Genomic DNA, 13,571 nt, shown 5'->3' with positions numbered 1-13,571 from the left:
GAGTGGTGAACTGAGGAGTTGGGGGCAAAGGTCGGCCTTACGGCTTTTACCTGCACCTGTTTGTTTTGCGTCTCGCCAATTCGTCCTTCCCCATTTCACCGGCCAGGCCGGTACTTTGTGGGCCAAACCCGTGTTGTCCCACCTATGAAACTTATGCTCCCAACGCTGCTGCTACTGCCGCTGCTGATTCAGGCCAACCCGCCGCTGCTACCAGGCCAGGCCATCTTCCAGAAGAACTGCGTGCGCTGCCACGGCGCCGACGGCCGCAAAGGCGCCAGCGGAGCCCACGACCTCACCAAGAGCAACCTCAACGCTTTCGGACGTACATACCTCGTCACCAACGGCATGGGCAAGATGCCCGCCTTCGGCAAAAAGCTGACGCCGGCCGAAGTGCAGCAAGTGGTGGCCTACTCGCTCACGCTGAAGTGAGAAATTGGATTGTACGTGGCATAACCTGTCCCGCTTGTTTTCGACCATCAGCCGGCCTGCTAGAAGCCGGCTTTTTTTTGCTCTTTATGCGACCCAAGCCTATAGTCACCTGGCTGCATGTTATATCAAATTAATCTGCTTTATTAGCATTAATATGCAACTTACAATCAGTGCCTTTTCATTCACCTACCTTTTTTTATCATGCAAAGACTTTCCTTTTTTCGAACACACCTAGTCGCTGCGGCCCTATTGGGGCTCGGCGCAGGGCCGGTGCTGGCCCAAACCACGCCCGCGCTGCCGGCCGGCGTCACGCGGGTTGCGTCGGTGGAGGGCATCACCGAATACCAGCTCAAGAACGGGCTGCGGGTGCTGCTGTTTCCGGACCAGTCGAAGCCCACGGCTACCGTCAACATCACCTACCTGGTGGGCTCGCGGCACGAAGGCTACGGCGAGTCGGGCATGGCCCACCTGCTGGAGCACATGGTGTTTAAGGGCTCGACCAAGCACCCCAACGTGCCGCAGGAGCTGACCGAGCACGGCGCCTCACCCAACGGCACCACCTGGTACGACCGCACCAACTACTTCGAAACCTTCTCGGCCACGGAGGAGAACCTGAAATGGGCCTTGGATTTGGAATCCGACCGCATGGTGAACTCTTTCATTGCCAAAAAAGACCTGGACTCCGAGTTCAGCGTGGTGCGCAACGAATTCGAGAGCGGCGAAAACCGGCCCACCGGCGTGCTCATGGACCGCGTGCTGAGCACCGCCTACCTCTGGCACAACTACGGCAAGTCCACCATTGGCTCGAAGGAGGATATTGAACGCGTGCCCATTGACAACCTCAAGGCCTTTTACCAGAAATACTACCAGCCCGACAACGCCGTGCTGCTGGTGGCCGGCAAAATAGACGAAGCCAAAACCCTGGGCCTGATTAGCCAATACTTTGGGCCCATTGCGCGCCCCGGCCGCGTGCTGGCGCCCACCTACACCACCGAGCCCGCCCAGGACGGCGAGCGCGAAGTAACGCTGCGCCGCACCGGCGACACCCAGGGCCTGGCCGCCGCCTACCACGTGCCCGCCGGCTCGCACCCCGACTACGCGGCCGTGGACGTGCTGGTGGACGTGCTCACCAACGAGCCCTCGGGCCGCATGTACAAAGCCTTGGTGGAAAGCAAGCGCGCCGCCAACCAGTGGGGCTTCACGCCCACGCTGCACGACCCCGGCTTCGCGTTTTTCTTTGCGGAGGTGCGGCAGGGCCGCTCCCTCGATTCGGCGCGGGCGGTGATGCTGACCACCTTCGACAACGTGGCCAAGCAGGCCCCCACGGCCGAGGAAGTGGAGCGCGCCAAAACCTCGCGCCTCAAGGACATTGACCTGATGTTTCAGCAGTCGGACCAGGTGGGGCTGGCCCTGAGCGAGTACATTGCCACCGGCGACTGGCGCCTGGTGTACCTCTACCGCGACCGGCTGCGCGGCGTGACCCCGGCCGACGTGCAGCGCGTGGCCGCCACCTACCTCAAGCCCAGCAACCGCACCATTGGCCTGTTTATTCCGGAAGCCAAGCCCGACCGCGCCACCATCCCTGCTGCGCCCGATGTGGCCGATTTGGTGCGCAACTACAAGGGCGAGGCCGCCGTGGCCGTTGGCGAAGCCTTCGCGGCCACGCCCGCCAACATCGACGCCCGCACCAAGCGCGGCCAGGAAGGCGGCCTGAAATACGCCCTGCTGGCCAAGCAAACCCGGGGCAACGCGGTGAACCTGAGCCTGCGCCTGCGCCTGGGCGATGAAGCCAGCCTGAGCAACAAGCCCGCCCTGGCCAGCCTCACGGCCGCCATGCTGGAGCGCGGCACCAAAACCCGCACCTACGCCCAAATCCGCGACGCGTTTGACAAAGCCAAGGCGCAGGTCCGCATCTACGGCGACGGGCAAACGGCCAACGTGAGCGTGCAAACCGCCAAAGCCAACCTGCCCACCGTGCTGGCCGTGGTGATGGACTGCCTGCGCAACCCCACCTTCCCGGCCGCCGAGTTTGAGAAGCTGAAGCAGGAGCGCCTGGCCGGCTTGGAATCGCAGAAGCAGGACCCGCAGGCCCTGGCCTTCAACCTAGCCACCCGCCTGAGCGAGCCGTATGCCAAAGGCCACCCCTTCGAAACGCTGACGTATGACGACGAAATCAAGGCCATCAAGGCGCTGAAGGTGGAAGACGTGCGGGCCTTCTACAAGAACTTTTACGGGGCCCAGGCCGCTACGCTGGCCGTGGTGGGCGCCTTCGACGAGCCCAGCCTGCGCAAAACGGTGAAGAGCCAGCTCGGCGGCTGGAAGGCCCCGCAGGCCTACACCCGCATTCCGCTGCGCATGTTCGAGAATACTGCTACGGGCAAGGCCCAGGCCATTCAGACCGACGACAAGGCCAACGCCATGTTTGTGACCTTTCTGAAGTATCCGCTGCGCGACGACTCGCCCGACTACCCCGCCCTGTACATGGCCAACTACATTCTGGGCGACGGCTTTCTGAACTCGCGCCTGGCCACCCGCATCCGCCAGAAGGAAGGCGTGAGCTACGGCGTGGGCTCCTTTATGTACGCCGACGATAACGACGCCATTGGCACGTTCGGCTCCTACGCCATCTACAACCCCGTGAATTCGGCGCGCCTGGAAACGGCCTATCGCGAGGAACTGGAGCGCCTGAGCAAGGAGGGCGTGACTGCCGACGAACTGAAAGCCGCCAAATCGGCGGCCTTGCAAAGCTTCCAGGTAGACCGCAGCCAGGACGACCAGCTGGCCCGCAAGTGGGCAAGATACCTCACCAAGGCCGACGGCCGCAGCTTCAGCTACGATGCCGAGCTGGAGCAGCGCATTGCGACCCTCACGCCCGAGCAGGTGAGCGCCGCCGCCAAAAAATACCTCGACTACAACCAGCTCACCATTGTGAAAGCCGGGGATTTTGCGAAGGCTGCCGCAGCGCAACAGGTGAAGTAGAGCTATTTGCTCGGCGCTTTTCGGAACCAGAAGAACGTCATGCTGAGCTTGTCGAAGCATCTCTACCGCAGCAGTAAATCCTATCGATTGGATTACTCTCGCGGTAGAGATGCTTCGACTCCGCTCAGCATGACGTTCTTCTGGTTCCTGGCCCCGTCCTATTGTCTTTTATCCCCCGCTTTCCCTCGTCCCTTTTTGCCGGAGTTCCGTTTACGCAGCCAGTACCTTTGCCCCTATTACTGAATTACGCTACCAAGCCATGGCAACAACTCAATCCGGCGGCCGCAAGCCCGGCAACAGCACCCGCCACCCCGGCGCCGTCGACGGCGTGAAGGGCCGCGCGGGCCGCATCCTGCTCAAAGCCGGCAAAGACGGCACCTACGAAACCGCCAAAGAGCAAGAAACGGCCGTGCTGGTGTCGGTGCCGCCGCGTCGGCAGTCCGAAGCCCAAACCACCGAATACCTTGACGAGCTGGCGTTTCTGATTGAAACCGCCGGCGCTACGGCCACCAAACGCTTCGTGCAACGCCTCGAAAAGCCCGACATCCGGACCTACGTGGGCGAGGGCAAGCTGGCCGAGATAAAGGCCTACGTGCAGCACGAGGGCACCAGCATGGTGGTGTTCGACGACGACCTCTCCCCTTCCCAGCTGCGCAACCTGGAGGCCGAGCTATTGGTGAAAATTGTGGACCGCTCGCTGCTCATTCTCGACATTTTTGCGCTGCGGGCCAAGTCGGCCACCTCGCGCACGCAGGTGGAGCTGGCCCAGTACCAGTACCTGCTGCCCCGCCTCACCGGCCTCTGGACTCACCTAGACAAGCAGCGCGGCGGCGTGGGCATGAAAGGTCCTGGTGAAACCGAAATTGAAACCGACCGCCGCATTGTGCGCGACCGGATTGCCTTTCTCAAAGAGAAACTGGAAGACCTGGATAAGCAGAGCCACACCCAGCGCAAGGCCCGTGGCGGCAGCATTCGGGTGGCGCTGGTGGGCTACACCAACGTGGGCAAAAGCACCCTGATGAACGTGCTGGGCAAGGCCGATGTCTTCGCCGAGAACAAGCTCTTTGCCACCGTGGACGCCACTACCCGCAAAGTGGTGCTCGACAACACGCCGTTTCTGCTATCGGACACGGTTGGATTTATCCGCAAGCTGCCGACCAAGCTGATTGAGAGCTTTAAGAGTACACTCGACGAAATTCGGGAGGCTGACTTGCTGCTGCACGTCGTGGATATTTCGCATCCCGGCTTCGAGGAGCAGATTCAGGTGGTGAACGATACGCTGGCCGACATTGGCGCGGCCGACAAGCCGGTGCTGCTGGTGTTCAACAAAATAGACCAGTACAAGCAGGACGACTCGGAGAAAGACCCGTTTGGCGAAGTGCTGGAGGCAGAGGATGACGGCACCGCGCCCCGCCCGCCGCTGGCGCAGTTGCAGGCCACCTACATGGCCAAGCTGCATGACCCGGTGGTGTTCATCTCGGCCCAGGAGCGCACCAACCTGGACGAGCTGCGCGAGCTGCTGGGCAAACGGGTGGCAGCCCTGCACCAGCAGCGCTTCCCGTACCAGGCAGCCAACGAGTGGGCCGGCGAATAAAAACGCCGCCGTTTGGCCGCGACCGTGTTACCAAATAATTATGAACGCCGCCGAGCTGTGAACGTTGAATGAAGAATTCCGTAAGGGCGAAGGCCGTGCTGATTCAGGCACGGCCTTTTGTTTATGCGTCGAACCTACTTATTGCACTGGGGCTTGCCGGCCTTGCTACTGGGCCTGGCCCAGGTGGCCGCCGCACAGGACATTCCCGTGTATCCGCCCCCGGCCCCCCTCGATACCGCCGGCATGGGTCGCTCCGATTCCAAGACTTTTGCTAACTCGCAGGTGGTAGGCATGGGCCCCAGCAAAGGCCTCATCGTGAAATACGAGCGGATTCCGGGCAACTTCAGCGTGCGTAGCTCCGGCGTGGGCGGCGTGCCCGACTACCGCACCGACGTAACCAAAAACGCCAACATGGTGGTGAAAGCGTACGCGCCGCTGCTCAACCACCCCCACCTCAAGCTCATTCTGGGCCTGAACTACGACCGGCAGGAATACCAATTCAGTCAGCCCTCCACCACCGACCAGTACAGTCTCTACAATAACATCGAGAACAAAGGGCTGAGCATTATCGGTGCGCAGCTGGCCGTGATTCGGCCCGTCGATGCCGCGCATTGGTACATCTTTCGCACCAAAACCGAGCTGAATGGCGACTACAATTCCGACGAGCTGAGCGTGACGGATTACCTGAAAGTCACGTCCGAGCTTATTTACGGCTGGAAGCGCAGCCCCACGTTTGCCTGGGGCCTGGGCGTGCAGCTGGGCTACAACCTGGGCCGGCAAAGCATCTACCCCGTCATTGTGTACAACCGCACCTTCAACCCGCGCTGGGGCGTGGAGGCGCTGTTTCCGGCCCGGGTGCTGGTGCGGCGCAACCTCTCGCCCACCTCGCTGCTGTTTGCCGGCTACGAGGTGGCCAGCAACAACTACAACATCAAGCTACGCAACCCCTTCGGCACACCCAACAACCCCAAAGTCACGTCACTGGAGCTGCGCCAGATTGACTTGAAATTCCGTCTGCGCTACGAGCACGAGCTGCTGTCCTTCCTATGGACTGGCATTGAAGCCGGCTACCGCTACAACTACCAGTTCAACGCCTTCGACCGCACCAACAGCACCCGCGACCGCATCATCGACAGCCAGTTCGGCAGCACGCCCTACGCCAGCCTCGATTTGTTTATCGTGCCGCCCAAAAAAATGCTGCAAAAAGCCGAGCGCAGCCGGAAGTAGCGCTGACCGTTGGTTAAAAATAGAACGTCATGCTGAGCGCAGCCGAAGCATCTCTACCGCGCAAGTAATTCATTTACTATTGCGGTAGAGATGCTTCGGCTGCGCTCAGCATGACGTTCTATTTTGCTTTACTCTTCGCCTGCACCTGCTGGCGCCGTTTTAGGCCCTTTAGCCAGGCATACGTGGCCTCCTGCGCCCGCATGGGCTTTTCCCCTGCGGCCGGGAGCACAAATCCATTCTCGAAATCACGGGCTTTCACGTTGTCCTGCCGCTGCAGGTCGAGCAGGTGACGTACCTCGGCGCGCAGGCTTTCGTCCAAAATGGGGAAGGCTACTTCCACGCGTCGGTCGAGGTTGCGGGTCATCCAGTCGGCGGAGGAGACATAGACTTTTTCCTCGCCGCCGTGGGCGAAAACGTACACGCGGCTGTGCTCCAGAAAGCGGTCCACGAGGCCGCGCTGGCTGATGTTTTCGCTCTGGCCCGGCTGGCCCGGCACCAGGCGGCCAATGCCCCGCACCACCAGCTCGACGCGCACGCCGGCCTGGCTGGCTTCGTAGAGCTTGGCAATCATGCCCTCGTCCTCCAGAGCGTTTACCTTGAGAAGGATGTAGGCCTCGTGGCCCTTTTTGGCTTGCTTGATTTCGTAGTCAATCAGCGCGTTAAGGCCGGCGCGCAGGCCGAAGGGCGCAACCAATAGCAGCTCCAGTTCCGGTACTTTCGACTGGTCGAGCAGATAGCCAAACACAGCGGCAGCCTCACGGGTCAGGTGCTCATCGGCCGTGAACAGGCCGTGGTCGGTGTAGAGCGTGGCAGTGCTTTCGTTGAAGTTGCCGGTGCTGAAATAGGCGTAGCGGCGGGTGGTTTCGTCGTCTTCGCGGCGCGCGATGAGGAGCAGTTTGCTGTGCACCTTCAGCTCGGGCGGGGTGAAGACTACGTGGGCGCCAGCCCGCTTCAGCTTATCGGCCCAGAAGAGGTTGGACTCCTCATCGAACCGGGCCTTCAGCTCCACCACCACCGTGACCTGCTTGCCGTGCTTGGCGGCTTTGAGCAGGGCCTTCACCACCTCGCTTTTGCTGGCCACGCGGTAGAGCGTGATGCTGATGCCGGACACGCGCGAGTCGGCGGCGGCCTCGCGCAGCAGGCGCGTCACGTAGTCGAACGACTGGTAGGGCGGGTGCAGCAAGTGGTCGCGCTGGCCAATGGCGGCCAGCAGGCTACCGGTGCGCGGCAGCGACGGGTGCGGCAGGGCCGGGCGCGGCGGATACTGAAAATCGGCCTCGCCAAAATCGGGGAAACCAAAGAAGTCGCGGAAATTGTGGTAGCGGCTGCCCTCCACCAGCTCCTCGTCGGTGATGCCGGTTTTCTGCTTAACGGCGCGCAGGGCCTCTGCCGGCATTTCGGGGTCGAAGAGCAGGCGGGCGGGAAAGCCGGTGGCCCGCTTGGCCAGGCTGCTGCGGATTTTCTCCATCAAATCGCCCGACACTTCTTCCTCGATGTCCAGTTCGGCATCGCGCGAGAGCTTGATGGCATTCACGTCCACCTGCCGGTAATCGGGGAACATGGCCGGCGCGCCCACCCGCACAACGTCGTCCAGAAACAGCACGTACCGTTCTGAGCCCACGTCGGGCAGGCGCACGAAACGGCCGCCGTGGCGCTTGGTGGGCAGTTCCATTATCAGCACCCGCTCGGCCTCGGCTTTCTTGCTTTTGGCCGCCACCGGCTGGTGCAGAAAGAAGGTGAGGTACACGGCCTGGTCCTTCAGAAAGAGGTGGTGCAACGTGTCGTCCAGCACCACGGGCGAGAGCAGGTCGCGCACGTTTTTCTCGAAGTAGCGGGCCGTCCACTGGCGCTGCTCGTCGGTCAGCTCGGCCTCGCTCAGCAGGTGAATGTGGTGGCGGTTGAGCTCGGGCAGGAGCTGCTCCCGAAACGTGGCCCCGAACTCCTGCTGCTGCCGGAACACCTCGGCCAGTACCTCCTTCAGCAGCCGCTTGGGGCTTTCGCCGAGCTTGGCGCGGGTTTTCTTTTTCAGCTTCGTGAGCCGCCGCAGCGTGGCCACCCGCACCTTGAAAAACTCGTCGAGGTTGCTGCTGAAAATGGCCAGGAACTTGAGGCGCTCCAGCAGCGGCACGCTGTCGCTCTGGGCTTCTTGCAGCACGCGGGCGTTGAAACGCAGCCAGCTCAGGTCGCGGGAAAGGGTTTTCAAATTAGTGAGGCAAGTTGGTGAAGTGAGCGTTTAACGGAAAAGAAAGCACAACGGTCATGCCGAGCGCAGCCGAGGCATCTCGCGTGCAGCAGTAATCTCTTTGATTGAATTACTACCACAAGCGAGATGCCTCGGCTGCGCTCGGCATGACCGTTGTGTTAAATCTAAATTTGAAATGCCCTCAGCTCACATTGCGCGGGTAGTCGTAGAAATAAAACTCGGCGTTCACCTTGCTCACTTCGCTCCAATGGTCGCACTCGAAGCGCAGGCAGACCACGGCAGCGGTGGGCATCTCGTTGAGGCTGGAGGGCGACAGCTCGTTGGCCGTGTCGGTGATGGTGGGGTTGTGGCCCACCAGCAGGGCCGAGTTGGCCGTGTCGGGCAAGGCCTTGATGATGCCAAGCAGGCCGTCCACATCGGCCCCGTAGATGCCGGACTCCACCACGATTTTATCGTGCGGGTACTGCATTTCGCGGGCCACCAGCACGGCGGTGCTCATGGCGCGCACGGCGGGCGAACTCACGATGACATCGGGGCAGATGCGGCGCTTGGCCAGGGCCTTGCCCATCATGGGGGCGTCGTCGCGGCCCCGGTCGTTGAGCGGGCGTTCCTGGTCGCTGAGCTCGTCGAAGCTCCAGCTGGATTTGGCGTGGCGAAGAAGATAAAGCGTTTTCATGAGAGCGAAGCTAACGGGGTTTTGCTTACCCAGGAGGTTAGGAAAAGGTTATGGCGGGAAGGAATACCAATTGAGCGGCCATCCTGAGTTAGCCCGTCATGCAGAGCGGAGCGAAGCATCTCGCTCGCGCAGCCTGTCATCCTGAGCGTAGCGAAGGACCTTTTCACCGTAGAACGATTAGCAGTAACTCAAACGGCGCTAACAGGATAAGGTCCTTCACTACGCTCAGGATGACAGGCTGCGCGAGCGAGATGCTTCGCTCCGCTCTGCATGACGGGCTGGCTACTTCTTAAACCGCTGCAACAAAAAAGCCCCGTCGCCGGACTGGCGACGGGGCTTTCTCAAGCTTCAAGCTTATTCAACAATCAGCTTTTTCACCACCACTCCCATTTCCGTATTCAGACGCAGGGAGTAGAGGCCGGGCGCTACGTTGAGCAACGGCAGCGTGTGGGTGACCTGCCCGGCGGCTAGCGTCTGCTGGCGCACTACCCGGCCCAGGGCATCGACCAAAGAAGCCGTTACCGACCTGCCGCGCAGGCTGAGCGGCAGTTCGATGGCGACCTGGTGCTGAGCCGGGTTGGGGTATAGCGCCACCTGCTGGGCCAACGCCCCCGATGCGACTGCCAGCACCGACTGCGCCGAGAACACCAGCTCAAACCGCGTGGTATTGAGCGTTGCGGCATTGGTTATGGTGAACTGGTAGGCGGGCTGCTGGGTAAGGTTGGTGAGGGTGCCGAGCTGCAGGTCGCGCAAATACACAGCGGTAGTGCCCAGGTTCAGCAGCTGGCTGGCTGTGAAGGTGTAGGTGCCGGCCTGCGGCACGCCCACCGCCAGCGGCACCACGCGCTGGGCCGTGCCCAGGAGGGGCTGGCCATCGATGCTGAGGAAGTGGCCGGGCAGGCTGGTGGAAAGGTTGAGGCCCGAAGGGTTGGGCAGCTTCTCGGCATCATAAGCCGCTTCGAAACCGACGGTGGCGCCGTTCTGGAAGTACACGGTGGCCTCGTCTACCAGCGGACGGCCTACGCCCTGCAAGGTAAGCTGCACCAGGGGCCGGGTTTCGGTCGTGGTGCGCTGGAAGGTGGTGCCGTTGGGCACGGTCAGGCGCTGGCTGTTGCGGAAGGTGAAGCTGGCCGACGACTGACCGGCCGCCGCGCGGACGAAAAACGCCTGCCCCACGGGCAGAACCGAGTTGCCGATGCTGTTGAGGTAGGTGCGGTACTGCCCCGCGTACTGCGCGCTGCTGCCGAACACGTAGAGGGCATCTTCCAGGCCCTGGCGGTCGCCGGGTGCCACCAGCGTGTAGTCGAGCGGCGCTGGGTAGGGGTTGCCCAGCAGCTGCCAGCCGCCATCGGGGTAGCTGGGGCGGCTGCTGGTCAGGCTCAGCGGCTGGTCGCCGTTGGTGAGGGTGCCCTGGAAATCGACCAGCTCGGTGGCGCCAATGTTGACGGTGTAGCCCCGGCCCACGGCCAGCGCATCGGTCAGCGCGGCGGGCGAGAACCAGCCTTTGTCGAAGCTGCTCATGGTGTTGGTGAGGCCCAAGCGGCTGTCGTCGTAGCCGTACACAGTGGGGAAAAGCTGCACGGCGCCGGGGTTGGCGGCCGAGTTGTAGGCCGGGTTTACCACGGGCGTGAAGCTGCCGCCGGTGGCGGTGGTGGCCAGGTCAGCCACGGTGGTGTTGCTCACCGGCGCGGCGTACTGGCGGTAGCCGAGCCCGGCATTGCCGCTCGGGTCGATGGCGCGCTGCACCGTGGCCGCGCCCACCACCAGGCCGCCGCTGTTCACCACCAGCCCGTCGGTGGCTACGCCGCCGCTCACGCTGGAAAGCAGGGTCAGCGGCTGGCCGTTGGTGGTGAGGTTGCCCAGCAGCGTGAGCACGCCCCGGAAGCGGGTGGGTGTGCCCAGCCCCGCTCCGGCGGCGCCGATGGTGAGGTTTTGCACCAGCAGTGGGCTGCTGCCACCCAGCGTTTGACTGGCGCTGCCGGTGGTGGCCAGGGTGCCGCCGGTGGCCGTCCAGGTGCCATTGTTGGTCAGGTTGCCCGTCAAACTCAGGGTGCCGCCGCTCTGCGTGAGCGAGGCCCCGCCGCTCACGACCAGGGCGCGGGCCACGGCCGCGCCGGTGCTCACCGTTGGGAAACGGGTGACGCCCACGCTCGGAACCAGCGCATCGAGGGTAGCCACCGGCACGCCGCCAGTCCAGTTACCCCCCGTCAGCCAGTCGGTGCTCAATGCGCCGGTCCACAGGTTGGCGTACTCGTAGGCGCCCACGTCGGGGGCGCTGCCGGTGTAGGTGAAGTTGGTGGGGTAGTTGGCCGTGGTGCCCGCGTCGATGAGGGCGCTGCCGCCCGCCAGGCGCAGCGTCTGAATGATGGGCAGACTGCCGTCGGCCTGGCGCGGGGACCGCAGCAGGGTGGTATCAATGCTAAGAAAGTCGCTGGGGCTCACCGTCACGCCCACGCTGTTGGGTGCAAAAGTGTTGTGGTCAACGGTGCTCGTGGTTGGGTCGCAGTTGGTAAGGTCGGCGCCTGCCACGGCCGGGCTGTAGCTGATGTTGTTCTGGACGATGTGGCCGTAGCCCGCCACGTCGGTGTTCGTCGCCAGGCTGACATTGCTGCGGTTCAGCATGTTGTAGTTGGCGCTGCTCGAGCCGCCCCCGTTGCGGTAGGCCGTGTTGTCGACGAAGGTGAGCCCGCCCAGGTGGTGGTTGGCGTAAAAACCGTTCGCCTTGTTGCGCACCGACACGCAACCTTGCACCACGTTGCGCGGAATGGGATTGGGCACGCTGGGGTTGGCCCCGGTGCCGTACCCCCCGGCCTTGAAGCCGTTGCCGTCGCCGCGGCTCACGAATTTCGGCGTGTAGCCGTTGTAAAAAGCCCAGCAGTTCTCGAACGTGACGGCCGCATTGTTGGTGATGCAGTCGAAGCCGTCGTCGCTGTTTTGCCAGGCGCGGCAGCCGCGAAACACGTTGCCGGTGTACGTAATCTGGTTCACGTGGGCCCCGAAGCCGTCGACGTTGCCGCCGTCTTTGGTGCCGGTGGTGTTGTTCACGTTCACGTTGTCGTTGTTGCGGTAGGCGTCGCAGTTTAGCACCAGGGTATTGCCCCCGCGCGTCATGTAGAAGCCGATGGCCTGCCCGTCGTGCATGCTCAGCCGCTCGAAGATGTTATTGCCCGTTGCCCCGCTCTGCGACACGCAAATGGACAGCGTATTAACGGTAGTACCCACCAGCGGCACCCGCAGCCCCACAATTTCCAGCCCGCGAATGTGGATGTAGCCGCCCGTTACCTCAAACGCGCTGAGGCGGTACGGGGGCGGCACGGCGCCGGGGTTGGCCGTTGTATTGGTATCGTTGATGCTGGGGTCGACGTTGGCGTAGTTGAACACGGGCTGCTCGCCGGGGTAGGCCCAGTAGTTGATGCGCGCCCCCGCCGTGCCGCTTTTCGTCAGGTAGGTGATGTAGGCGTAGGAACCCGCGGCGGCCGTGGAATGTCCCGAGATGTTCGCGTTAGTCATCATATACGTGCCGCCGCGCACCCACACCGTGTCGCCGGCCGACACCGCCGTTTGGGCCCGCTGAATGGTGAGGAAGGGGGCCGTAATGGTGCCGGGATTGGTGTCGTTGCCCGTCGGGGCCACGTAGTATTTAACGGCAAGCGCCGGGCCAAAGCTCATGGCCAGCAGCAAGGCTAGTAAGTAGTGTTTGAACATAGTACGGGATGGGAAATGATTAGGACACGAACTTACCCGTCCCATTTTCCGACACCATCCTGCACTGTTCTGGGCATCGGTATCGATTGCGGTATTCAACGCTGCAAAATCGGCCACTTTTAGCAGTTCATTAACCCTAAAAAAGAAGCCTGGCGCACCTTTTTGCGTTCTCTACCCCCTTCTACCTGTACCCTCATGCCTGCCACCTGCCTCCGTCGTTTCCAGCACCTGTGCATGGCCATCAGGCGCCAGCATGGCGAAGCGCCCCCAAGCCCACCCTGTTGCTGGACGTGCTCGAAGGCATCGCCGCCAGCTCCGTTCAGGGCAACCGCATCGCAGTTACGCCCGAACTCATCGGGGCACTTCAAGCCATTTGCACCGAACTGGGCACCCCGGCGCTGTTCACGGCCGCCAACTGTTCCGGATTGACGCCGACTACCGCGTGCGCCTGGCCCACAACTTCGGCAGGCTCAGCGGCGACCACTACGGCGTGCGCCGCTCTGTGGGGCCGGCGCTGTGGCTGCTCCAGCGGCCGGAGCGGTGCTCTGGGCTGTGAACCACGTCAATACAACCTATCTAATTTATGGGCTTCCCAGAAAACGAAAGATATAGCACATTAAACGGCATCACACTGGCAACTTTTTTTCCAATCACTAGCTGAAAAGAAAGCCCAAAAACTGCATTTTCGTGGACTTTGAGCAGGGTATCGGAAAGCTTTCAAAAAGAAAGCTGATTTGAAAGGTGACTGGCTAGAGCGG

At 62.3% G+C, this 13,571-nt stretch carries 8 protein-coding genes; 5 read left to right on the top strand and 3 right to left on the bottom strand.

Going from position 1 to position 13,571, the window contains the following annotated elements:
• Positions 1 to 153 precede the first annotated feature (153 nt).
• The 4 genes from JKL48_RS06015 to JKL48_RS06000 all read left to right on the top strand — a co-directional run bounded on the left by JKL48_RS06015 (position 154) and on the right by JKL48_RS06000 (position 6,229).
• Positions 154 to 429, top strand: coding sequence for a c-type cytochrome (locus JKL48_RS06015; protein ID WP_201979941.1), 276 nt, complete (start codon positions 154 to 156; stop codon positions 427 to 429).
• 201 nt (positions 430 to 630) lie between these two features.
• A complete protein-coding gene (locus tag JKL48_RS06010) occupies positions 631 to 3,408 on the top strand; it encodes a M16 family metallopeptidase (RefSeq protein ID WP_201979938.1) in 2,778 nt (925 codons plus the stop codon).
• A 259-nt stretch (positions 3,409 to 3,667) separates the two neighbouring features.
• Positions 3,668 to 5,002, top strand: coding sequence for a GTPase HflX (hflX, locus tag JKL48_RS06005; protein WP_201979936.1), 1,335 nt, complete (start codon positions 3,668 to 3,670; stop codon positions 5,000 to 5,002).
• A 123-nt stretch (positions 5,003 to 5,125) separates the two neighbouring features.
• Complete coding sequence (locus JKL48_RS06000) at positions 5,126 to 6,229, top strand: DUF6268 family outer membrane beta-barrel protein (RefSeq protein WP_201979929.1); 1,104 nt, start codon at positions 5,126 to 5,128, stop codon at positions 6,227 to 6,229.
• 118 nt (positions 6,230 to 6,347) lie between these two features.
• Here the strand turns inward: JKL48_RS06000 and ppk1 are convergent, their stop codons facing one another.
• From ppk1 to JKL48_RS05985, 3 genes are all read right to left on the bottom strand, one after another.
• A complete protein-coding gene (gene ppk1 / locus JKL48_RS05995) occupies positions 6,348 to 8,432 on the bottom strand; it encodes a polyphosphate kinase 1 (protein WP_201979927.1) in 2,085 nt (694 codons plus the stop codon).
• A 181-nt stretch (positions 8,433 to 8,613) separates the two neighbouring features.
• The gene (locus JKL48_RS05990; RefSeq protein WP_201979916.1) at positions 8,614 to 9,108 is read right to left on the bottom strand and encodes a SixA phosphatase family protein; all 495 of its coding nucleotides are present in this window, start codon (positions 9,106 to 9,108) and stop codon (positions 8,614 to 8,616) included.
• A 354-nt stretch (positions 9,109 to 9,462) separates the two neighbouring features.
• A complete protein-coding gene (locus tag JKL48_RS05985; protein WP_201979913.1) occupies positions 9,463 to 12,813 on the bottom strand; it encodes a right-handed parallel beta-helix repeat-containing protein in 3,351 nt (1,116 codons plus the stop codon).
• Positions 12,814 to 13,186: 373 nt separating this feature from the next.
• Between JKL48_RS05985 and JKL48_RS05980 the strand changes: the two genes are divergently transcribed.
• Positions 13,187 to 13,369: a hypothetical protein gene (locus JKL48_RS05980; RefSeq protein ID WP_201979910.1), complete on the top strand. Its 183-nt coding sequence runs from the start codon at positions 13,187 to 13,189 to the stop codon at positions 13,367 to 13,369.
• The last annotated feature ends 202 nt before the right edge of the window (positions 13,370 to 13,571 follow it).

Origin of the sequence: Hymenobacter rubidus, from assembly GCF_016734815.1 — a bacterium.
GTDB lineage: Bacteria > Bacteroidota > Bacteroidia > Cytophagales > Hymenobacteraceae > Hymenobacter > Hymenobacter rubidus.
The sequence above is the reverse complement of the archived record's forward strand: the minus strand, read 5'-3'. Positions and strand labels throughout refer to the sequence as shown.

Excerpts from the sequence above, each read along its gene's own strand:
- JKL48_RS06000 (WP_201979929.1), top strand. The coding sequence starts at position 5,126 with ATGCGTCGAACCTACTTATTGCACTGGGGCTTGCCGGCCTTGCTACTG.
- hflX (WP_201979936.1), top strand. The coding sequence starts at position 3,668 with ATGGCAACAACTCAATCCGGCGGCCGCAAGCCCGGCAACAGCACCCGC.
- JKL48_RS06010 (WP_201979938.1), top strand. The coding sequence starts at position 631 with ATGCAAAGACTTTCCTTTTTTCGAACACACCTAGTCGCTGCGGCCCTA.
- JKL48_RS05990 (WP_201979916.1), bottom strand. The coding sequence starts at position 9,108 with ATGAAAACGCTTTATCTTCTTCGCCACGCCAAATCCAGCTGGAGCTTC.
- JKL48_RS06015 (WP_201979941.1), top strand. The coding sequence starts at position 154 with ATGCTCCCAACGCTGCTGCTACTGCCGCTGCTGATTCAGGCCAACCCG.
- JKL48_RS05985 (WP_201979913.1), bottom strand. The coding sequence starts at position 12,813 with ATGTTCAAACACTACTTACTAGCCTTGCTGCTGGCCATGAGCTTTGGC.